This is a genomic window from Kitasatospora sp. NPDC093102 (assembly GCF_040683915.1).
Lineage (GTDB): Bacteria > Actinomycetota > Actinomycetes > Streptomycetales > Streptomycetaceae > Kitasatospora.
The window spans coordinates 12,943-34,905 of record NZ_JBFBFA010000033.1 but is presented as its reverse complement, the minus strand read 5'-3'; the positions used below and the strand labels follow the sequence as shown (position 1 = coordinate 34,905).

The window sequence follows — 21,963 nt, the reverse complement described above, 5'->3', positions numbered from 1 at the left end:
CTTTCCCTCAAGCCCGTTCCGCGGTGAAGCGGACCCGGGTGCCGGGGGCCAGCAGGGCCGGGGGCACCCGGTCGGCGTCCCAGAGCGTGAGTGCCGTGCGGCCGATCAGCTGCCAGCCGCCGGGGGAGGGGTGCGGGTAGACACCGGTGTACGGGCCGGCCAGGGCGACCGAGCCGGCCGGTACGGAGCTGCGCGGGGTGGCCCGGCGCGGTACCTCGTACCGCGCCGGGAGGCCGGTGAGGTAGCCGAAGCCGGGGGCGAAGCCGCAGAAGGCGACGACGTACTCGGGTTCGGTGTGGATCCGGACGGCTGCCTCCTCGGACACCGCCCACAGTGCGGCGACCTCGGCCAGGTCGGCGCCGTCGTACACGGTCGGGACCTCCACCAGCGGCCCGTGCGCCGTCCCGGCCGCCGTCGGACGGGCGGTGCGCAGCAGCGCCGCGACCGCGTCGACGTCCGCGACGCCGTCCAGCAGCAGGGTGCGCGCGGCCGGTACGAGCTCCTCCACCGTGCCGAGCGCGCCTGCCTCCCGGCGCTCGCTCAGCCAGCCGTACAGTGCCGCCACCGCGGCCGTCCCGGGCAGCTCGACCAGCAGCGCCCGCTCGCCGACCCGGCGCACCGTCCCCACCGTCACGTGAAGGCCTCCACCCGGACCCCGGCGGAGGCCAGGGCGCCGCGGATCCGCCAGGCGAGCTGGGCGGCGCCGGGGGTGTCGCCGTGGACGCACAGCGAGCGGGCCTCGACGCCGATCCGCTCGCCGCCGACGGCCTCCACCGTGCCGTCCCGGGCGATGCCGACGGCGCGGGTGATCACCGACTCGGGGTCGTGCACCACCGCGTCCGGCTCACGGCGCGGGACGAGGGTGCCGGTGCGGGTGTACGCGCGGTCGGCGAAGGCCTCGGCGACCACCGGGAGCCCGACGCCCTCGGCCACCTCCAGCAGCAGCGAACCCGGCAGGCCGAGCACGGGCAGCGGCCCGTCGCAGACCGCGCCCGCCCGCAGCACGCCGGCCACCACGGCCTCGGCCTGCTCGGAGTCGCCGACCACGCGGTTGTAGAGGGCGCCGTGCGGCTTGACGTAGGAGACCCGGGAGCCGGCCGCGCGGGCGAAGACCTGGAGGGCGCCGATCTGGTACGCGATCTCGTCGGCGAGTTCCTCCGGGGGCACGTCCATCGCGCGGCGGCCGAAGCCGGCCAGGTCGCGGTAGGAGACCTGGGCGCCGATCCGGACGCCGCGCTCGGCCGCCAGGGCGCAGACCCGGCGCATCGTCGACGGGTCCCCGGCGTGGAACCCGCAGGCGACATTGGCACTGGTCACCACGGACAGCAGTGCCTCGTCGTCGGTCAGGGTCCAGCGTCCGAACCCCTCGCCGAGGTCCGCATTGAGATCGATCACCGCATCGGCCACGCCCGTCCGCCTCCCAGCAGCTGTTGAGCCAGATGGTAGGGCCTACGGATGAAGGCCGTTGCGCGTGACCCGGAGCCCCGCGGGCGCTGCGGCGCGTGCCCGGGACCGCACGCCCCTGGGCGGCGCCGCGCGGGGTCGTGCAGGTCCGCGAGCGGGTCGCGCGCCCCGCCCCGCTCAGCCGGTGGGCGCCGGCTCCCGGACGGAGCGCTCCAGCGGGTGCAGCGCCCGCAGCACGATGAGCAGCGGCATGACGCCGAAGACCCCGAACGACATGTCGATGAATCGCCATACCAGCGGAATCCCGCGCAGCGGCCCGCAGATCAGCGCCAGCGGGATGACGGCCCCGCAGGCGAGCACGGCCCAGCGGATCACCCAGATGTTGCGGACCGGGTCCTTGAGCGGCCCCCAGAAGGCGGCGGCGATCACCAGGTGGGCGAAGGCCAGCCAGTCGGTTCCGTAGGCCAGGAAGGGGTAGCGCTCGTTGGTCTCGGCGAGGCCGGCGTGGACCCGCTCGAACCAGGCCGTCGCGGCGGGGAGGCGGTCGCTCAGCGGGGCGGCCGGGCCGGAGGTGAGGTCGACCAGCCAGCGGGTCTCGGTCTCCAGCGGGAACGCGGTGAGACCGCTGAGCACCAGGCAGACCAGGAAGAACCCGAGCCATCGTCGGACCTTGCGAAGGATGACCACCGAGTCGCCGTCCATCTCGCACACCTCCATGCCGAGCATGCCGAAGTGCAGGCGGAGCCTTGTCCCGTCTGCGCGGAACCGACTCTAGACCTATCTTTTGAACGCGTTCAACTCTCCCTCGGGTGAGTGTGCGGACGGAGGGTCGGCGGGTCGGCCGGACCTGGAACGCACCGGTGCCCGGGCTCCGTGGAACCCGGGCACCGATGGCGGGCGGTCCGCCCTGTGCGGCGGTACGCCGCGTGCGGCCGTTGCGCCATGCAGCGGCGCGGCCGTTACGCCATGTAGCAGCCGTTACGCCGTGTAGGTGTACGTCACCGGCGCGCTGGTCCCGCCCGCCGTGGTGACCGTGACGTCCACCGGTCCGGGCTGGGCACCCGCCGGGGCCGTGGCCGTGCAGAAGGACGGGCCGCAGGAGACGTGCGTGGCCGGCACCCCGCCGAAGGACACCGTCCCGTACGTCAGGTTGCTGCCCAGCACGGTCACCCGGGTCCCGCCGGCGGCCGGGCCGGAGGCGGGGGAGAGGCTGCTGACCGCCGGAGCGGCGGGCGCCGGCGGCGGGGCGCCGGTGTAGTCGAAGGCGGCCGGGGACGCGGCCCCGCCGCCGGGCGTCACCACGCTGACCGGGACGCTGCCGGAGCCGCCCGGGGTGGTCACCGTGCAGGCGGTGTCGGTGCAGGTGCCGGGCGCCGGGACGCCGCCGACCAGCACCATGCCGTTGGTCAGGTTGCTGCCGCCGACCGTCACCGTGGTGCCGCCGGCGCCCGGGCCGGTGGCGGTGTCGAGGCCGGTGACGGTCGGTGCGGGCTGGACGGTTGCCGGCAGGTAGCTCTTGCTGACGAGGTCGTAGCGGGAGATGTGCCCGGCCGGGTCGGTGTCGTTCGGGTTGGCGACCGTCGCCGTGATCACGCCGGCGATCGGCACTCCGGGTGTGGTCGCCAGGTTGAGCTTCATGAAGTTGTACGCCCCGACGGCCCGGGTGGCGGTGAACACGGCCTCCAGGTGGCGGTGGTCGGGGGAGAGGGCCGAGGTGAAGGTGTAGTCCTGCGGCGTGGGGAAGAACATCGCGCCGTCGGTGGTGACGCCCGGCGGCAGGTCGAGGGTGATGTGCGTCGGCCCGGTCAGGTCCGCGGTGCCGGACGAGGTCCAGCCCACCGACATGTTGCCGGTGGTGAAGAAGCCGCCGGGATAGTTCCCGCTCTGCGACACGGTCACGTGCTGGGCGGAGGTCGACGTCTGCTGGGCGGAGGTCGATGTCGCGGCGGCCGGGGCGGCCGCGGCGGCGCCGACGGCGAGGACGGCGCCGGTGGCGAGGGTGGTCACGGACAGCGCGGCGGCGAGGCTCGCTTTGGCCAGTCGGGTGATCATGGGTCGATCATCACCGAACCAACGCTCCGCCCTCACGGTTTTCTCGAATGCGGGTTCGGGAATGGCGGAATTCCGTCGAACCCGCGTTCTGGATCGGTCACCCGCACGGCCGTCCATCTGCTGCTCCGCCGGCCCGCAAGGTCCGTTTCGGTCGATGTCGGTGCGAACCTCTAATCTTGTCCCCCGTGACCGCCATCGCAGACCCGCCCATCGAGCCCGGCCTCCGACCGCCCGCCGGCCCGGCCGCCGCCGCGCGCCCCGCGCCCGGCCCTGCCGCCGACGAGGGCCTGGCCCGCCGGCTCAAGGCGCTGGCCTGCACCGCCCCGCTGCACGACCTGGACAACCGCAAGGTCAACCTGGCCGGCGAGTACGGCGGCTACGCGATGGCCGAGGTCGGCCTCGCCGCGATCGACCTGGTCACCCTGAACATGGACTTCGACACCGGGGCCGACCGCGAGATAGTGCTCGCCCGGCTGCTGCCCCGGGTCGCCGCCCAGGCCGTCGGCCGCCCCGCCGCCGAGCACGAGCGGGTCGCCCGCTGGGTGCTGGAGTCGATGATCAACGTCGGCAGCGTGGACCGCGGCTTCCGCGCCGTCTACGGCACCTTCGGTGCGGACGGCGAGTACGTCCGCCGCGACTACGACTTCAAGCTGATCGAGGAGGTCCCCGGCCCCGACGGGGGCGTCTACCTGCGCACCACCGACGAGGCGGTCAACGTCCTGGTCGGCGCGCTCGACACCGACGTCACCTCGGCCCAGATCGCCGCCGAGGTCAAGCTGGAGGTGCTGATCCGCCGCGGCCGCCTGGCCGACGCCCAGCTCGCCGCCGAGCAGGCCCGCTACCGCACCGTCCAGTACGCCGAGACGCTGCGCCGCGCCCTGGACGCCACCCGCCGCAACGTCCGCGCGGTCGACTGGATGCGCGCCATTCCCGACCTCATCGAGGAGGCGCTGGACCACATCGCCGACCGCTACCGGCACGAGAACGCGATTCTCACCAACATCCGCAAGGCCCGCGACGAGGCCGAGGACCCAGAGCACAAGCGCCGCGCCGCCGAGCTGGTCGACATCGTCAAGGACTGCATCCGCCGTCACACCCAGCTCCAGACCCGGCTGCTGGAGGCCGGCCCGCTGTTCCGCGCCGAGCAGGACCGGCAGGCCTTCGCCACCCCCGGCGCCCGCAGCGGCATCGACCTTTACGGGCAGCTGCTCGCCCCCGTGCTGCGGCTGCCGATCGAGCAGGCCGTCCGCCCCACCGGCGCGTTCTTCGCCCGCGGCGCCGGCCTGCGCACCCCGGTCTCGGTCCGGGTCGCCGACCTGGTCGACCTGCTGCTCACCCCGCCGGTCGAGCGCGAGCACCTCGGCGCCGAGCTCCCCGACCCGGACCTGGTCGCCACCCCGGACGACAGCCGGTTCTCCGAGGCCCAGCTGGAGTCCGCGATGGTCCTGCTCGACCTGCCCCCGGACGCGCCCCGCCGGCTCTCCGGCCTGCTCTCCGACGCCCGCAAGCAGGATCCGGACCTGCCGTACCTGGTCGCCCTGCTCGCCGTGCACGCCGCCAGCCCGCCGGTCGGCACCGCCTACCGCCAGGGCGAGGAACGGCTGCTGTTCGCCGTGGACGACGGCACCCCGCTGCTCGACCCGGAGTTCGGCGGCGCCGACCTGATCGTCGGCAGCGCCCTGCTCGACGCGGTCGGCATGGCCGCCGACCGCAAGGACGCCGGCTGACCGGCCGGCGAGCACACGTTGCCGGGACCAACCTTGACGAACCGTAACCACCGCGCCACCCCCGAGGAGCACCGCCCGTGACGACCCACCACGACACGTCCTGGGCGGCCGAGAACGAACCCGCGGCCCCCGCGCCGATCACCCCGGCCGACGTCGCGGACGCCGCCCGGCTGGTGTCCTTCGGCCTCCAGGCCAAGCTGCTGCCCGCCCGGGACGCCGAGTACGCCGAGCTGGTGCGCCGCCACCGCGAGGACCCGCCGTTCGCCCGGCTCGCCGACGCCATCGCCACCGGCATGGGCCTGGTCGTCCTGGAGGTCTCCCCGCGGGCCGGCATGGCCGTGGCCGCCGCCGAGGACTCGCTGTTCGCCGTCCGGATGGGCGACTACTCGCGCCGCGCCGCCTCCGAGTCCACCGACCGCTTCCTGCACGGCCTCGCCCACCTGGCCGTCGCCGCGATGGCCTTCCCCCGCCCCGAGGACCTCGCCGACGACGGCTACCTCGGCCGGATCACCGTCAACGGCGTCGACTCCTTCGTCCGCCAGGCCTGCCGCCGCCTGGAGGAGCAGGCCGGCGCCGAGGGCGCCAACACCGACCCGGCCTCCGACGCCCCCGGCCTGGAGGCCGCCTGGCGGGTGTGGGCCCGGCGCACCGCCACCGGCGCCACCAAGGACGCCCGCCGGCTCTCCGGCTCGACCATCGGCATCGTCGCCAAGGCGGTGCTGTTCCTGGTCGACTCCGGCTTCCTCCAGAAGGTCTCCGACGACTCCGGCGGCACCTACCGCACCACCGCCCGCTACCAGCTCCAGGTGCGCGACCTGGCGGGCAGCGCGGCCATGGCCGAACTGCTCGACCTCGGCATCGTCCCGGTCTCCGACGGCACCGCCAGCCTGCTGCCGCCGGACACCGGCGACGAACTGGTCGCCGACGCCGGGCTGCCGTTCCACTCGCTCTGAGCCCCGGGGCTCGGAGTCCACCCGCTCCGAGCCCACCGCGCCGGCCCCGGCCACCCGCCCGAGCCGGCCCGCCGCCCGTCCCTCACGTCCCGCAAGCCACGGAGAACCGCCGCACATGTACGAGCTCAACCGGGTTCGCCTCTACTCGATCGGACCGGCCGGCGCCCGCTACGCCGACACGGTGCTCGACCTGCGCGGCGTCGGCGAGCCGGTCGCCGACCCGGCCCCGCAGCAGATCGGCCTGTTCGGCGAGGACATCGAGGGCCCGGTCCGCCGCCCCGCCCCGGCCGGCGTGCTCTTCCTGGAGAACGGCGGTGGCAAGTCCGTCCTGCTCAAGCTGATCTTCTCGGTCATGCTCCCCGGCCACCGCAACACCCTCGGCGGCGCCAGCTCCGGCGTGCTGCGCAAGTTCCTGCTCGCCGACGACTGCGGCCACGTCGCCCTGGAGTGGCAGCACACCGTCACCGGCGAGCTGATCGTGGTCGGCAAGGTCAGCGAGTGGCGCGGCCGCCAGGTCTCCTCCGACCCGCGCAAGTTCGCCGAGACCTGGTACTCCTTCCGCCCCGGCCCCGGCCTGACCCTCGACTCGCTGCCGGTCGCCGAGCGGGTCAGCCTGGCCGGCGACCAGAAGGCCCGCGGCCGCCGTCGCACCATGAAGGGCTTCCGCGACGCCCTCACCGAGGCCGGCAAGGCCCACCCCCACCTCGACCTGGTCTTCGAGGACGGCCACGACCGCTGGACCGAGCACCTCGGCGAACTCGGCCTCGACCCCGAACTCTTCCGCTACCAGCGCGAGATGAACGCCGACGAGGGCGAGGCGGCCGGTCTCTTCGCGGTCAAGCACGACAGCGACTTCACCGACCTCCTGCTGCGCGCCGTCACCGACACCCGGGACACCGACGGCCTCGCCGACCTCGTGCACGGCTTCGCCGCCAAGCTCGGCCGCCGCGCCGAACTCACCGCCGAACGCGACTTCACCGCCGGCTCGCTGGACCTCCTGGAGCGCATTGCGGAGGCCACCACCGCCCGCGAGACCGTCCGCGAGGCCCACCGCACCGCCGAGCGCCGCACCCGCCGCCTCGCCCACGCCCTCGCCTCCCGGGCCGCCGCCGAACGCGACCGCGCCCAGGACCTCGCCATCGAGGTCGCCGCCGCCGCGAGCGCCGTCACCGCAGCCGAGGCCGACCGCACCCGGCACAGCCTGATCACCGACGAACTCACCCACCGGCACGCCACGTTGAGCCTCACCGCGACCACCGCCGAGGCCGCCGCGCTGCGCCGCGAACTCATCGACGCCCGTACCCTGCACTCCGCCTGGCAGGCCGCCGAGGCGGTGCTGCGCCAGCGCGCCGCCGCCGACCGGGTCGCCCGGGTCGCCGCCGCCATCCGCGAGGCCGAACTGGACGCCGCCCCCGCGCTCGCCGCCCGCGCCCGCGCCGCGACCGCCCTGGCCCGTGCCCTGGAGTCCGCCGCCGCGGCCGCCGAGTCCCGCGCCGACACCGAGGAGGAGCGCGCGGGCGAACTCCAGGAGGACGGCGGCAAGGCGCAGTCCGGGGCCACCGAGGCCGCCACCGCTGCCCAGAAGGCCCGCAGCGAGGCCGAGCACCTGCGCCAGCGCCTCGCCGAGGTCGAGCAGGAGACCGAAGCCGCCGTCTCGGCCGGATTCATCGACGCCGACGGCGACGTGGACCCGGCCCGCGCCGCGCTGCACGCCGCCGACGTCGAGAAGGCCGCCGCCGCCGCACTCGCCCAGGCCCGTACCGCCGCCGAGGCCGCCGCGGCACGGCTGCGCGAGGCCGCCGCCGCCACCTCGCGCGCCGAACTCGCCGCCGAGCGGGCCGGCGACGCCCGCAAGGACGCCGCCCGGACCCTCGCCGCCGAGCAGCGCACCGCCGCCCTGCTCGCCACCGAACAGCGCCTCGCCGACCTGCTCTCCCTGACCCCCTACCAAGAGGGCGCCGAGGAGGACGCCGGCTTCCTCACCCCCACCGTGCTCGACCGCAACGCCGAGTACCTGCGCGAACTCCTCGACGAGTCCATCGCCACCGCCGAACGCACCCTGTTCGACCTCCGTACGGCCGCCGCCGACGACTCCCGCATCCTCGCCGCCCTCGGCGACGGCGGTCTGCTGCCGCCCGGCCCGGACGTGCTCGCCACCGTCGAGTACCTCGCCGAGCACGGCATCCCGGCCCTGCCCGGCTGGCGCTACCTCGCCCAGTCCGTCGACCCGGCCGACCACGACGCGATCCTCGCCGCCCGCCCCGAACTGGTCGACGGCGTGGTCGTCACCGACCCGGCCTCGCTGGAGCGCGCCCGCGAGGCCCTGCAGGCCGCCGCCCTGCTGCCGCGCTCCACCGTCGCGGTCGGTGCCGCCGCCTCGCTGATCGCCCCGATCACCGACGAGCCGGCCTTCTTCCTCGTGCCGCCGAACCCGGCCATGCACGACGAGTCCGCCGCCGACGGCGAGCGCCGCGAACTGCGGGCCCGGGCGAGCGCCCGCGAGGAGCACATCCGCGAACTGGCCGGCCGCCTCGGCGCCGACCGGGCCCTCGCCGCCCGCCTCGCCTCCTGGCACGCCAGCTGCCCGCCCGGCACCCTCGCCGAACTCGCCGCCGCCGCCGAGGCCGCCCGCGAGCACGCCGAGCAGGCCGCCGCCGCCCTGACCACCCTGCGTGCCGACCACGACGAGGCCGAGACCGACCACGCCGCGGCCGCCTCCGCCCACGAGGAGCACCGCGAGGCCGCCCAGCGCGCCCGCCGCCGCGCCGACGCCCTCTCCGGCCTCGCCTTCCGCCTGCGCGAGCGCGGCAACTGGGCCCGCCGCCAGCGCGAACTCGCCGAGGACGCCACCGAGTGCGACCGCCGCCAGGCACTGTGCGCCGAGCGCGCCCGCACCTGCGACGAGGACCGCCGTGCCGCCCAGCGCGCCGCCGACGACGCCCGCCGGACGGCCCGCGCGCTGCGCGCCGAACGCGCCGAGATCCCGGCTGCCGAGCAGGCCGACGAGCCCGCCGAGACCGCCCCCGCCGCGCTGCCCGCCCTGCGCGAGGCCTACCGCGCCGCCTCCCAGCTGTACGAGAAGGTCGGCGTCGGCGCCGACCTGCGCGCCGAACAGGCCCGCGCCGAGGGCGACGAGGCCGCCGCCGCGGCCGAACTCGACCGCCTCACCAACAAGGTGCGCACCCGCGCCGAGGAACTCCTCGGCAGCCCCGACGGCGCCGACGGCCCGGCCCGCCAGGCCGCCGCCGTGCGCGCCGAGGAACTGGTCGCCACCATCGAGGCCCGCTCCGCCGCCGCCAGCGAACAGCTCGGCCGCCTGCGCGGCGAGGCCGAACGCTCCGCCCCCGCCGACGGCGAGGCGCACACCGAGCTGCCCGAGGACCTCGTCCCCACCGACCCGGAGCACGCCCAGACCCTGCTGCGCACCGCCACCAGCCGCCTCGCCGAGCGGCGCGAGGCCCTGGACGCCGCCCGCACCGCCCACGCCGACCTCCAGCGGACCTTCGACACCGCCCAGTCCGCCGCCGCCGACTTCGACGAGCTGGCCGGCCAGCTGCGCGACGGCCTGCGCGACCACCAGGAGGACCCGGACGACCCGGTCGAGCCGTACCTGGGCTCGCTGGCCGAGGCCCGCACCGGCGCCACCGAGGCCCGCCGCGCCCTGCGCACCGCCGCCGGCGAGCTGTCCTCCGCCGAACTCGCCGTCCGCGACGCTGCCGACGCCCTGGTCCGGCACGCCAACGCCGCCCGCTACGAGGCCGTCCGCACCCCCGCCCGTCAGCAGATCCGCGAACTGCCCGCCTCCGCGCTGCCCGAGCACGCCGCCGCCTGGGCCGCCGCCTTCGCGCCCCGGCTGCGGGTGCTCACCGACGAGCTCGCCCAGCTGGAGAAGAACCGCGGCTCGATCGTGGACCGGCTGCGCGGCCTGGTCGAGTCCTCGCTCACCACCCTGCGCGCCGCCCAGCGGCTGTCCCGGCTGCCCGAGGGTCTGGGGGAGTGGTCCGGTCAGGAGTTCCTCCGGATCCGCTTCGAGGACCCGGACCACGCCACCCTGGTCGAGCGCCTGGGCGAGGTCATCGACGAGGCGACCCGTGCGGCCGTCAGGAAGAACAGCGACCTGCGCCGCGACGGCATGTCCCTGCTGCTGCGCGGGGTCGCCGCCGCGATCGGCCCCAAGGGCGTCAGCGTCGAGATCCTCAAGCCCGACGCGGTGCTGCGCGCCGAGCGGGTCGGTGTCGGCCAGATGTCCGACGTCTTCTCCGGCGGCCAGCTGCTCACCGCCGCCATCGCGCTGTACTGCACGATGGCCGCGCTGCGTGCCAACGACCGAGGCCAGTCCCAGCTGCGGCACGCCGGCACGCTGTTCCTGGACAACCCGATCGGCCGCGCCAACGCCACCTACCTGCTGGAGCTCCAGCGGGCCGTGGCCGACGCGCTCGGCGTCCAGCTGATCTACACCACCGGCCTGTTCGACACCACCGCACTCGCCGAGTTCCCGCTGGTGATCCGCCTGCGCAACGACGCCGACCTGCGGGCCGGCCTCAAGTACATCTCGGTCGAGGAGCACCTGCGCCCGGGCCTGCCCGCCGCGCCGGACCCGGACGGCCCGACCATCCACGGCGAGATCACCGCCACCCGGATGTTCAAGCGCCCCGCGGAGGTTCCCGTCCGGCCGTGAACTCACTAGCGTGATCGACATGCTGACGATCGCGCACCTCAGTGACATCCACCTCGGCCAGGTCCACCGCCGGGACGGCGGAAAGCGCGCCCGGCGGCGGGCCGAGCAGGTGATGGCGTACCTCGACGCCCTGCCCGGCCCGCTGGACGCGGTGCTGGTCACCGGCGACCTCGCCGACCACGGCCTGCCCGAGGAGTACCGGCAGGTCGCCGAGGTGCTGTCCTCCCGGCACCCGGTGCTCACCTGCCCCGGCAACCACGACCATCGCTCGCCCTACCGCGAGGTGCTGCTCGGCGAGGCGCCGGGGGAGGAGCCGGTCAACCGCCTGTACCGGCTGCCCGGTGCCGACGTGCTGATGCTCGACTCCTCCATACCCGGGCAGCACGACGGCCTGCTGGACGAGCGGACGCTGGACTGGCTGGACGCCGAACTCGCTTCCGGACGCAGCGAGTTGCCCGCCCTGGTGGCCTTCCATCACCCGCCGGTGGAGCTGCACCTGCCGTATGTCGACGAGATCCGCCAGTTCGGGGAGGTGCGGCTGGCTCGGGTGCTGCGCCGCCACCCCCGGGTGGCCGCCCTGTTCTGCGGGCACTCGCACACCCCCGCCGCGACCACCTTCGCGGGCCTGCCGCTGCTGGTCGCCCCCGGGGTGGTCTCCACCGTCACGCTGCCCTGCGAGGGCGGGCAGGGCATCTCCTTCGACCACCCGCCGATGCTGGCCTTCCACATCCTGGACGGGGACGGCCGGCTCACCACCCACTACCGGGCACTGCCGTTCCAGGACTGACCGGGCCGCCCGGTGCTACGGCTGGTTGGTCCGCATCCGGGCCTGGCGCGGCGGCTGAGGCGGTGACTGGCGCGGCGGTTGGTACGGCTGTTGGTAGGGCAGTCGGGGCTGCTGCTGGCCCGGCCCGTACGGCTGCGGCTGCGCCTGCCCAGGCCCGTACGGCTGCGGCTGCGCCGACTCGTACGGTTGCCGGTACACCGAGGACGAGCCGGGCCGGGGGAGCGGCCGCGCGGCCAGTGGCTCGGAGGGCACCCGGCTGCCCGCCATCGGGTGCGCGGAGCCGGGCGCCCGCATCCGCTGGGAGGCGACCTGGCGGGAGATCAGGATCTCCAGCAGGCACCACATGGTGCCGAACACCCCGAGCCCCATCGCCATCAGCGCCGGCGTCAGCAGCCAACTGCTCGCGTACGAGGCCAGGGTGGCCACCACGACGCCGACGAGCGTGAAGGACAGGCAGAGCACCGCCCGGACTGCGGCGGCGCGCACCTCGTCGGGCAGGCGGCGACGGCGGCGGCGTGGCACGGACATCGAGCGACCCCCAGGCGCGTGGCGCGTGTTTGGTGAAGCATACGGAACGGGCGCACACGAAACGCGCCCCCTGGCCTCACTCTGCCCCGCCGAACCAGGACTATGCGTCCGAAATCGCCGAACTGCCGCCAAATCGTGTCATCCGGGAATTCCCGGCAGGCCCGGCGCTCCCGGCCGCTCCGTCGGCTCGGGCTCAGCCCAGCTGGAGGTTGAGCTCCTCCAGTGCGCCGCTCACGATCGTCCGCATCGCCTGCTCGGCGTGGACGGGGTCCTTGGCGCAGATCGCCTCCGCGACCTCGCGGTGCAACCGGATCGCGTACGACTCCGGCTGATGGGGCATCAGATGGTACTCGGTCCGGCCGGTGAGCACCGCCGCGACGGTGTCCCCGAGGTGGGCGAACATCTCGTTGCCGGAGGCGCGCAGCACCAGGGAGTGGAAGGCGATGTCGTGCTTGAGGAAGGTGGTCAGGTCGGCTGCCCGTGCGGTGACCGTCAGATCCACGGCCAGTGAGCTGAGTTCGCGCCGGTCGTCGTCGCTCGCCCGGGTGGCGGCGAGCGCGGCCGCGGCCGGTTCGACGGCGACCCGCAGCGAGCCGAGCGAGCGCAGCTGGGCGGGGCGGTCCGAGCCGGCCAGGCGCCAGCGGATCACCATCGGGTCGAAGACGTCCCAGAGCGACTTCGGCTGCACGGTGATCCCGACCCGCCGCCGGGACGCGACCATGCGCATCCCCTCCAGGACCCGCACGGCCTCGCGGACCACCGTCCGGGACACCCCGAACCTGGCCTCCAGCTCCTCGCCGCGCAGCACTGCTCCCTCGGGGATCTCCCCCGACGCGATCGCCGGCCCGAGCTCGTCAAGCAGCCGTCCGGGCAGTCCCTGGATCTCCATCCGCCCAGGGTAGACGCCCGCCTCCGTCGGGCCCACGCCGCCCTGCGACCTACCCCACACCCAAAAAGTATGACGATTTGGTTTCCGCCACTTGAATACGTCATATCTTTGAGGCGATAGTGGCGGCCTGCAACGAAGGAGCACCACCATGGCTCTCAGCGTCGAGAACCACGACCTTCCGGAAGGTCCCCTCACCGTCGTGGTGATGGGCGTCTCCGGTGTCGGCAAGACCACCCTGGCCCGCCTCCTGGCCGACCGCCTCGATCTCCCCTTCGCCGAGGCGGACGACTTCCACCCGGCGGCCAACATCGCCAAGATGTCGGCCGGCATCCCGCTGGACGACCAGGACCGCCAGCCCTGGCTGCGCGCCATCGGCGCCTGGCTCAAGGAGCGCACCGAGGACGGCACCGGCGGCGTGGTCACCTGCTCGGCGTTGAAGCACGGCTACCGCGACACCCTGCGCGCGGACGCCCCGGATGTCTTCTTCCTGCACCTCAGCGGTGGCCACGACCTGGTCGAGGACCGGCTCTCCCACCGCACCGGCCACTTCATGCCGACGTCGCTGCTCAACTCCCAGTACGCCACCTTGGAGCCCCTGGGTGCGGACGAGCGCGGCGCCGTCCTGGACGTGGGCCCGTCCCCCGAAGAACTCGTCGAGATGGCCGTGGCGCTGCTGCGGCCCGTCAATGGAGACCTCACGTGAGCGAGCGAAGCGAGCGAGCCATCAGAAGGCGCGCATGGGCGCATGCCCCTGCCGAGCGAAGCGGGGCAGGCGCATGAGCATTGCCCCCACTCTGCTGGCGGCCGCCCCACCGGCCCTGCCGCACACCGACAGCGACTCCCAGCTGCTGATCGCGGTGCTGCTCAGCATCGGTGCGATCGTCCTGCTGATCACCAAGCTGAAGCTGCACCCGTTCCTCGCCCTCACGCTCGGCTCCGGTCTGCTGGCCGCCGTCGCGGGCGCGCCCTTCGACAAGCTGCTCAGCAGCTTCTCCACCGGCTTCGGCTCCACCGTCGCCAGCGTCGGTCTGCTGATCGGCCTGGGCGCGATGCTCGGCAAGCTGCTCGCCGACTCCGGCGGCGCCAACATCATCGCGGACACCGTGCTCTCCCGGACCGGCAACAAGGCGCTGCCGTGGGCGATGGCGCTGATCGCGGCCGTGCTCGGGCTGCCGCTGTTCTTCGAGGTCGGCGTCGTCCTGCTGATCCCGATCGTGCTGCTGGTCGCCCGCCGCGGCAACGTGCCGCTGATGCGGGTCGGCATCCCGGCCCTGGCCGGCCTGTCGGTGCTGCACGGCCTGGTGCCCCCGCACCCGGGCCCGCTGGTCGCCGTCGACGCGCTGAAGGCCGACCTCGGCATCACCCTGGCGCTCGGCCTGCTGATCGCGGTCCCGACCCTGATCATCGCCGGCCCGCTGTTCGCCAGGTTCGCCGAGCGCTGGGTCGGCCCGCTGGAGATCCCGGCCGACACCGCCCCGGAGGACACCGCCAAGCACGAGCGCACCCCGTCCTTCGGTGCGGTCATGGCGACCATCCTGCTGCCGGTCGTGCTGATGCTCGGCAAGGCGCTGGCCGACGTCGTGATCGACAACCCGAAGGCGCTGGGCCAGCGGGTGTTCGACTTCATCGGCTCCCCGCTGATCGCGCTGCTCGCCGCGACCCTCCTCGGCATGCTGACCCTCGGCAAGGCGGCCGGCTTCGACAAGGCCCGGATCTCCGACACGGTCGGCAAATCGCTCGGCCCGATCGCCGGCATCGTGTTCATCGTCGGCGCCGGCGGCGGCTTCAAGCAGACCCTGATCGACGTGGGCGTCGGCAACGCGGTGAGCGAGTGGTCCGGCAAGTGGCACGTCTCCGCGCTGCTGCTGGGCTGGCTGATCGCGGTGCTGATCCGCCTGGCCACCGGCTCGGCGACGGTCGCCACCATCACCGCGGCCGGCATCGTCTCCCCGCTCGCCGCCGACATGTCCTCGACCCACGCGGCCCTGCTGGTGCTCGCGATCGGCGCCGGTTCGCTCTTCCTGTCGCACGTCAACGACGCCGGCTTCTGGCTGGTGAAGGAGTACTTCGGAATGAGCGTCGGACAGACGCTGAAGTCCTGGTCGGTGATGGAGACGGTGATCTCGGTCGTCGCGATAGCCCTGATCCTGCCGCTGAGCCTGGTCATCTAGCCGACGAGGCAACACCACCGCCGAGGGGCGGCCCCGTAACGGGGCCGCCCCTCGGCGTTTCCGCGTCTCAGCCCAGCAGCCCCGACAGCACCGCGGCCGTCGCCGCCAGCAGTTCCTCCGCGGCCGCCCCGCCGGCGGCCGTACGGGCCAGCAGCCCCTCGCGCGCCGCCAGGATCACCGTCGCCGCCTGAGCGGCGCTCGCCCCCGGGGGCACCAGCTCCGGCAGCGCCCGCTCCAGGACGTCCGCCAGTGCCCGGGCGACCGCCAGGTCGTGCGCGGCGGCCTGCTCGGCCAGCGCCTCCGTACGGGCCGCGACCAGCCGGAACTCCAGGAACAGCAGGATCCACCCGGACTCCTCCGGCTCGACCCGCAGCAGCGCCTCGACCAGCAGCCGGGCCCGCTCCTGCGGTGCCAGCGCCTCGCAGGCAGCCGCCAGCCGCTCCAGCTCGGCCATCCGCCCGGCCGCCTGGTCGTCGAAGAGCGCCAGCAGCAGTTCCTCCTTGCTGCCGAAGTTCGAGTAGAAGGCCCCGCGGGTGTAGCCGGCGGTGGCGCAGACGTCCTCGATGCTCGTCCGCGCGAAGCCGACGGAGAGGAACAGCTCGCCCGCCGCGGCGAGCAGCCGGGCGCGGGTGTGGACGCGGCGGCGGGGCGGTCGGGGAGCGGCGGCTTCGGCCGGGGGCGGGTTCACAAGAGAACGGTACATGGTGTATTCAGTACGGGTCGTATTCAGTACGCCTCGTACTGAAATCGCGTTCCGCACCGAACCGGAGGGGCCACCACCGTGAGCCGACTGCTGATCACCGACGCCCACCTGCTCCACCCCGAGGACGGCACCCGTACCGACCGCGGCTGGTTGGAGGCCGCCGACGGCCGGATCACCGCCACCGGCACCGGCCGTCCGCCCGCCGCCCCCGACGGGGTCCGCGTCCTCGACGCGCAGGGCGGCACCGTGCTGCCCGGTCTGATCGACGCCCACGTCCACCTGCTGGTCACCTCGCTCGACCTGCCCGACGTCGCCAACTGGACCCCCGGCTACGCCACCGTCCGCGCCCTCGCCGAGGCCGAGCGGATGCTGCGCCGCGGCTTCACCACCGTGCGCGACGTCGGCGGTGCCGACCACGGCATGGCCCGCGCCCTGGCCGAGGGCCTGGCCCTCGGCCCCCGACTGCTGCACGGGGGCAAGGCGCTCTCCCAGACCGGCGGCCACGGCGACCTGCGCCCGCTCGGTGACGACTCGCTGCCCTGCTGCGAGGCCCGCCCCCACTTCGGCCGGATCGCCGACGGCGTGGACGCCGTGCGCGCCGCCGCCCGGGACGAGTTCCGCAAGGGCGCCCGGCACCTCAAGGTGCTGCTCTCCGGCGGCGTCGCCTCCCCGCACGACGAGATCGCGGCCGTCCAGTACAGCGAGGAGGAGATCCGGGCGGCCGTCGAGGAGGCGGAGAACCACAACCGCTACGTCACCGTGCACGCCTACCACCCGCGCGCGATCGACCAAGCCCTGCGGGCCGGCGTGCGCTGCGTCGAGCACGGCAACCTGCTGGACGACACGACGGTCGCGCTGCTGCTGGAGAAGGACGCCTTCCTGGTCCCCACCCTGGTCGCGTACGCGCGGACCGCGGAGCTCGGCGCGGCCTCGGGTCTGCCGCCGGCGTCCCTGGCCAAGCTCGCCGAGGTCCGCGACCAGGGGCTCGCCGCCCTGGAGCGCGCCCACCGGGCGGGTGTCAACCTGGTCTACGGCAGCGACCTGCTCGGCCCGCTGCACCCGGCCCAGCCGGCGGAGTTCACGCTGCGCGCCCAGGTCCAGCCGGCCGCCGACGTGCTGCGCTCCGCCACCACCACGGCGGCCCGGCTGCTCGGCATGGCGGGGGAGATCGGCACCCTCGCCCCGGGCGCCCACGCCGACCTCCTGGTGGTCGACGGCGACCCGCTCGCCGACCTCTCGGTGCTCACCCGTCCGGACCGGCACCTGCGGCACGTGGTCAAGGCCGGCGCCGTCATCTGAAACGAAACGGGTGGGCGCTCCTTCACGGAGCGCCCACCCGTTCGTCCCCCGCATCCGGGCCCACGGCCGGCCGGCCCCGGCGGGATCAGGTCAGCAGGACCCGCCAGCCGCCCCCGCCGTCCGGACCGTCCATGCGGAGCGTCAGCTCCTTCACCTGGCCGGTGCCGTGGAAGGTGAGCCGTACGGTCTGCCGGTTCGCCGGATCGTCACCGAAGTCGGCGGTGACCTCCCCGGCGGCGCCCGGCCCGTAGGTGCGGACCCACTCCTCGGCCGCCGCCCGGCGCGCGTCGGTCGGGCCCTCCGCGGCGGCCAGCTTCACCAACCGGTCCGCGGAGCCGTCGGCCAGCCGCCACACCACCTGCTGGACCAGGCCCAGCGTCTCCGGCACGGGGTAGCCGGTGACCTTCAGGTGCGGATGGGCGGAGTAGTCGGCCGCGTGCTGAAGCCGGGCGTCCTCCGCACCGCTGGAACATCCGGCCAGGAGGGCGGCCGACAGCACGGCCGAGAGCACGGCCGCCACGGGCCGCCCCGCCGCCATCAGTTGGTCCCGAGCGGGCGGACGACGACGAACCACTCGATCGGGTCGCCCTTCTGGCGGTAGTACGACAGCACCTCGTTCAGGGTGGTGACACCCTGCCGGCCGTGCTGGCGCAGCTCCATCCGGGCGCCCCAGCTCACCACGATCGCGGCGTGGTTGATCCGCGACTCGTTGCGCCACTTGAAGAACACCACGTCGCCGGGGCGCGCCTCGGAGGTCCAGCGCAGCCAGGTCGAGTACCGGTAGTTCAGCAGGTGCCGGTGCAGGTTGGCCGCGCCGGCCCAGGTGTAGCTGCGGTTCTTGTGCCAGCCGAACAGCCAGTAGTCGTTGGTCCACCAGGCACTGTCCCAGGTCTTGAAGCCGTACCGGGTGCGCATGCCGCCACCGTAGTACAGGGCCTTGGAGACGAAGTTGGTGCAGTCCTGGGGGAAGTCCCAGCCGATGTTGACGTTGCGGCGGGCCCAGTCGGCGGTGCCGTTGTAGTTGTACCCGGCCTGGACGGCGCCGGCGGCCGGCTGCGCCGGTTGGACCGGGAAGCCGTTGGCGTCCAGCGGGACGGCCTTCTGAGCGTCCGCCGGGTCGGCCTGTGCGGCGTCGGCCACGTCGACCTGGGCCTGGGCGGCCGCGGAGGAGGACAGCTTCTGCTGGGCCGCGAGGTCGTCGGCCTCGGAGACCATCACCGCGGCGGTGCCGACGGCGAACTCGAACCGCTTCGGGCCGGCGCTCTCGCTCGGCGAGTCCACACCGCCCGACCGGATCATCACCGAGTCCTTGACGGTGGCCCGCACGACGACCTTGCCGGCCGTCTGCTGGTCGACCACCACGTCGGTCAGGCTGACCGCGGCGGCCGTGTACAGCTGGTTCTGGGTCGCCAGCGCCTCGCGGTTGGCGACCAGCGAGGCCTCCTGGGTGGCCAGCAGGTCGACGAAGACGGTGCCGTGAGCGGCCTCGGCGGCGGCGTCCGGCGCGGTGAACCCGGCCTTCATCTTGATCTTGTTGCGGGCGTCCAGGTACTCCTGCACGTAGCCGCGGTACTGGTTCGGGCCGCCGGCCGTCGGCGTGCCCCGGACCACGGCCGAGGTGACCGGGGCGGCGGTGCCGTAGCTGTTGCGGGCGGTGACCACCGCGCGGTACGAGAGGGCGTTGTCGAGGCCGGTGAACACGGCCCGCAGGTCGCCGGTGGTGACCTCCTGGACCGGGGTGCCGGCCGAGGTCTCGACCCGGACGGTGTAACCGACGTCGCCGACCGAACCGCGGTCGGCCGGGGCGTTCCAGGTGACGACCAGACCGGCGTCGCCACCGACGGCGGCCACCAGCTCGGCTGCGCCCGGCGCGGTCGGCGCCAGGTAGTCGAGGGTCAGCTTCGGCCGCCGCGCCGGGTCGGCGGCGGTGGCCGAGGAGTAGCGGGCCGCACCGGTCCAGCCGGCCGGCGGGCGCAGCGCCAGGCCGTAGGCCTCGCCCTTCTCGATCCACGAGCCGACCAGTGCGGCCAGGTCGGTCTCCGACAGCTTGGCGGCGGAGGCGTAGCTCTCCGCGCCGGCGGCCGCGGTCAGCGCCGCACCGCCCTGGCCGGGAGCCCAGGCGCTGCCGAGCTGGAAGACGTCCACGGAGGCCTCGTCGCAGCCGGCGGTACCGGCCGCGCAGTCCGAGCGGGTCAGTGCGAGCTTGCCGCCGATCACCCGGGAGCCGGCCGGGACGGCCGACAGGTCGGGCTTGAGCCAGCCGGTCCAGCTGCTGCCGTCGGGCGTGGTGCCGATCCGCAGCTCGGCCGGGTCGGCGGCCGGGCACGCGCCGGTGTCGCAGCCGCCCCCGGCCGTGGCCGCCGAGGCGTCTGCGAGGGCGGCGCCGGTGAGGACCACGGTGGTCGGCGCGGGCTGGACCGGCGGGGCCTGGACGCGGACGGCCAGCGGCTGGTCGGCGGTCCACGCGGAGCAGCCGACGGCGGCGCAGGCACGCACGGCCCAGGTGTAGTCGCCGCCGTCGGTCACCGCGCCGTCCGGCAGCTGGACGGAGGCCCGGGTGCCGCTCTCCGCCCACACCGGGGCGATCGAGGTCGGCAGCGGCTGGCCGGTTCGGCCCTTGAGCACGAACTCGGTCCGGATCCGGCCCTGGTTGGGGTTGGTGACCAGGGCGGAGAGCACCGGGGTGAGAGTCTGCTGGGCGCCGGTCTGCAGCTGGCTCGGCACGTCCGGCAGCGGGCTGACGCTGAAGGTGGCCCAGGCGGACCAGCCCAGGTTGTAGTGCAGGCCGTCGTAGGGCGAGCTGCGGAACCGGTAGGTGTGGCCGTACTGGAGCAGGCCCGCCGGCACGGTGACCTCGGCGGGGGTGCCGCTGGGTACGTAGCCGGAGACGTTGACGTTGCCGACCTGGGCGCCGGAGATGGCGTCGACCAGCTGGAAGGTGCCGGTCACCTTGTCGCCGTCGGGGTCGATGAAGGTGTCCCGCAGCACGGGCGTGGTGGTGTCCACGCGCCAGGTGCCGGTGCCGTCCTGGAGGAACGGCGGACCGGCCTCCTGCTTGGTGCCGGTGCGCGGACGGTAGTTGTAGTTGACCGTCAGCTTGGGCACGTCGGTGGCGGCGTTGGCGGAGTTCACCTCCTTCCAGTACTTGGTGTTGACCTCGTCGGGTGCCCGCAGGCCCATCCCGGAGACCTGGTTCTTCGCCGAGGCCCAGCCCTGGACGAGGTCGGTGACGTTGGCGGTGATCCAGCCGTCGCCGCCGCAGTTGTCGCGGCCCTTGGTCTCGGTGGAACTGGCCTTCTTGGCGTTCCAGGCCGGCTGGCTGGTCCAGCGCGAGGCGGTGGAGGCGAGCCCGGTGTCCCACACCTCCCAGGCGTAGGGAAGGCAGTCGGTGTTGCCGGAGTGGATGTTGTACAGCGACAGCGTGGCGTTCTGGACCAGCGCATCCGCGATCGAGGAGGTGTTCCAGTTGATCAGCGAACGGGCCTCGCGCGAGCTGCCGTCGGCGTTCTTGGTGCCGGGGTTGCCCCAGTACAGCTCGACATCGGCCGACCAGTCGACCGTCTCGCCCTTCTGGACCCGGGTGTCGAGGGCGTTGCCGAGCCCGCTGGTGGACGGGTCGACGGTCACCGGGTAGGCGGTGGCCGGGTCGGCCAGGAAGGCGGCGTCGGGGGTGAAGACCAGGTCGACGTCGTCACCGTGCTGGACGACCTCGAGGTCGACCCTGGCCTGCCGGGGGTGCTCGCTCGACCCGGTCACGGTGGTGGCGTCCCACATCACCGGCGCGGGCAGCACGGCGCGCTTCTGCCCGTTCTTCCGGTCGGTGAACAGCACGCCGCCGTCCGGCTGCGCCACGGCCTTCAGGCCCTTGGCCCGGAACGGCATGGTGTACGAGTAACTCCCGCTCACCGGGCGCTGCTTGAGCGTGACGAACTGCTCGAAACCGTTCCGATTGGCCTCGACGACGAGGTCCCCGGCGCCGTCGCCGATCGCGTCCCGGTAGACGGCGCGCGGGCCGTCCAGCTCGGGTGCGGGCAGGCCGCCCTTCCACTCCAGCGCCAGCTCGTCGTCGCCGGAGCCGAGCGACACCAGGGTGCGGGCGGGCTCGGCGGCGGTGGGCGCGGTGGCGGCCTGTGACTCGGCGAGGGTGCGGGGCCGCTTGCCGCCGGGGCCGGCCAGCTTCATCGCGTGCGGGTGTGCGGCGGGGGCCACCGAGCCGTCGGGCGCCTGCTTGAGCGTCAGGTCGACCTCGGTCCAGGTGCCGTCGCGCAGGAAGCGGACCGGACCGGCGGCGAGTTCGGTGGTGAGCGTGCCATCCGGGTTGACCCAGGTGGTGGACACCTCGCTGCGCTCGGACACCGCCTCGACGCGCCGGCCGGTGGTGCGCGCGGCAACCCGGGCGGCGGCGATGCTGCCGGTCGGGTCGACGGCGGCCGCCGACGGCGGCTTTCCGGGGGAGGGCTTGGGGTGGGGCTTCGCCGCGTACGCGACCGGCGCTCCGCCGGCCAGTGACAGCGACAGCGCCACCGCGAGGGACAGCGGACCGACGAGGGCCCGCTTTGGAACGTGCATGGGAGCTCCTTGGCTCACTCTTGGTGAAAGAGGTCCGGAGCATAAGCAAGATCATCAGGGAGGATGATCATGGTAAATAGGGGCAAATCCGTCCAGATTCTGAATATTTCCTTAGGAAGTTGATGGGATCGTGACGCATTGTGCACGCACGAGTGCGAAAGGGCGGGCACCCCGGGAAACCCCGGAGTGCCCGCCCTGTGAAC

The 21,963-nt window shown here is 74.2% G+C and carries 16 protein-coding genes; 7 read left to right on the top strand and 9 right to left on the bottom strand.

What is annotated here, in order from left to right:
* Positions 1-7 precede the first annotated feature (7 nt).
* The 4 genes from pxpB to AB0O11_RS29370 all read right to left on the bottom strand — a co-directional run bounded on the left by pxpB (position 8) and on the right by AB0O11_RS29370 (position 3,456).
* Entirely contained in the window at positions 8-634 is a 627-nt protein-coding gene (gene pxpB, locus AB0O11_RS29385; protein ID WP_363392906.1) for a 5-oxoprolinase subunit PxpB, read from the bottom strand.
* The gene (locus tag AB0O11_RS29380) at positions 631-1,407 is read right to left on the bottom strand and encodes a 5-oxoprolinase subunit PxpA (protein ID WP_363392903.1); all 777 of its coding nucleotides are present in this window, start codon (positions 1,405-1,407) and stop codon (positions 631-633) included. Before AB0O11_RS29380 ends, pxpB begins: the two co-directional genes overlap by 4 nt.
* A gap of 174 nt (positions 1,408-1,581) precedes the next feature.
* The gene (locus AB0O11_RS29375) at positions 1,582-2,106 is read right to left on the bottom strand and encodes a hypothetical protein (RefSeq protein WP_363392901.1); all 525 of its coding nucleotides are present in this window, start codon (positions 2,104-2,106) and stop codon (positions 1,582-1,584) included.
* A gap of 276 nt (positions 2,107-2,382) precedes the next feature.
* A complete protein-coding gene (locus tag AB0O11_RS29370) occupies positions 2,383-3,456 on the bottom strand; it encodes an IPT/TIG domain-containing protein (RefSeq protein ID WP_363392898.1) in 1,074 nt (357 codons plus the stop codon).
* A 209-nt stretch (positions 3,457-3,665) separates the two neighbouring features.
* Here AB0O11_RS29370 and AB0O11_RS29365 point away from each other — a divergent pair, with 209 nt between their 5' ends.
* The 4 genes from AB0O11_RS29365 (at position 3,666) to AB0O11_RS29350 (ending at position 11,601) form a co-directional block, all read left to right on the top strand.
* Complete coding sequence (locus AB0O11_RS29365; protein ID WP_363393026.1) at positions 3,666-5,183, top strand: hypothetical protein; 1,518 nt, start codon at positions 3,666-3,668, stop codon at positions 5,181-5,183.
* Between the two features lie 77 nt (positions 5,184-5,260).
* Entirely contained in the window at positions 5,261-6,136 is an 876-nt protein-coding gene (locus AB0O11_RS29360) for a hypothetical protein (RefSeq protein ID WP_363392895.1), read from the top strand.
* 115 nt (positions 6,137-6,251) lie between these two features.
* On the top strand, positions 6,252-10,814 hold the full coding sequence (locus tag AB0O11_RS29355; RefSeq protein WP_363392892.1) for a hypothetical protein: 4,563 nt from the start codon (positions 6,252-6,254) through the stop codon (positions 10,812-10,814).
* Between the two features lie 19 nt (positions 10,815-10,833).
* On the top strand, positions 10,834-11,601 hold the full coding sequence (locus AB0O11_RS29350; RefSeq protein ID WP_363392890.1) for a metallophosphoesterase: 768 nt from the start codon (positions 10,834-10,836) through the stop codon (positions 11,599-11,601).
* A gap of 15 nt (positions 11,602-11,616) precedes the next feature.
* Here AB0O11_RS29350 and AB0O11_RS29345 read toward each other — a convergent pair whose 3' ends face one another.
* Together AB0O11_RS29345 and AB0O11_RS29340 are read right to left on the bottom strand one after the other, a co-directional pair.
* Complete coding sequence (locus tag AB0O11_RS29345) at positions 11,617-12,129, bottom strand: hypothetical protein (protein WP_363392887.1); 513 nt, start codon at positions 12,127-12,129, stop codon at positions 11,617-11,619.
* Positions 12,130-12,322: 193 nt separating this feature from the next.
* Positions 12,323-13,018: an FCD domain-containing protein gene (locus AB0O11_RS29340; RefSeq protein WP_363392884.1), complete on the bottom strand. Its 696-nt coding sequence runs from the start codon at positions 13,016-13,018 to the stop codon at positions 12,323-12,325.
* 148 nt (positions 13,019-13,166) lie between these two features.
* On the opposite strand from AB0O11_RS29340, the gene AB0O11_RS29335 reads away from it, so the two are divergent.
* Together AB0O11_RS29335 and AB0O11_RS29330 are read left to right on the top strand one after the other, a co-directional pair.
* Positions 13,167-13,721 carry a gluconokinase gene (locus tag AB0O11_RS29335; protein ID WP_363392881.1) on the top strand — a complete coding sequence of 185 codons (555 nt, stop codon included), beginning with the start codon at positions 13,167-13,169 and terminating at the stop codon, positions 13,719-13,721.
* A gap of 73 nt (positions 13,722-13,794) precedes the next feature.
* Positions 13,795-15,189, top strand: a complete 1,395-nt coding sequence (locus AB0O11_RS29330; protein WP_363392878.1) for a gluconate:H+ symporter — start codon at positions 13,795-13,797, stop codon at positions 15,187-15,189.
* A 67-nt stretch (positions 15,190-15,256) separates the two neighbouring features.
* Here AB0O11_RS29330 and AB0O11_RS29325 read toward each other — a convergent pair whose 3' ends face one another.
* The gene (locus AB0O11_RS29325; protein ID WP_363392875.1) at positions 15,257-15,877 is read right to left on the bottom strand and encodes a TetR/AcrR family transcriptional regulator; all 621 of its coding nucleotides are present in this window, start codon (positions 15,875-15,877) and stop codon (positions 15,257-15,259) included.
* Between the two features lie 93 nt (positions 15,878-15,970).
* Between AB0O11_RS29325 and AB0O11_RS29320 the strand changes: the two genes are divergently transcribed.
* Positions 15,971-17,191, top strand: a complete 1,221-nt coding sequence (locus AB0O11_RS29320) for an amidohydrolase family protein (protein WP_363392872.1) — start codon at positions 15,971-15,973, stop codon at positions 17,189-17,191.
* Positions 17,192-17,276: 85 nt separating this feature from the next.
* Here AB0O11_RS29320 and AB0O11_RS29315 read toward each other — a convergent pair whose 3' ends face one another.
* On the bottom strand, positions 17,277-17,729 hold the full coding sequence (locus AB0O11_RS29315) for a hypothetical protein (protein ID WP_363392869.1): 453 nt from the start codon (positions 17,727-17,729) through the stop codon (positions 17,277-17,279).
* Complete coding sequence (locus AB0O11_RS29310) at positions 17,729-21,760, bottom strand: DNRLRE domain-containing protein (protein ID WP_363392867.1); 4,032 nt, start codon at positions 21,758-21,760, stop codon at positions 17,729-17,731. Before AB0O11_RS29310 ends, AB0O11_RS29315 begins: the two co-directional genes overlap by 1 nt.
* Positions 21,761-21,963: the final 203 nt, after the last annotated feature.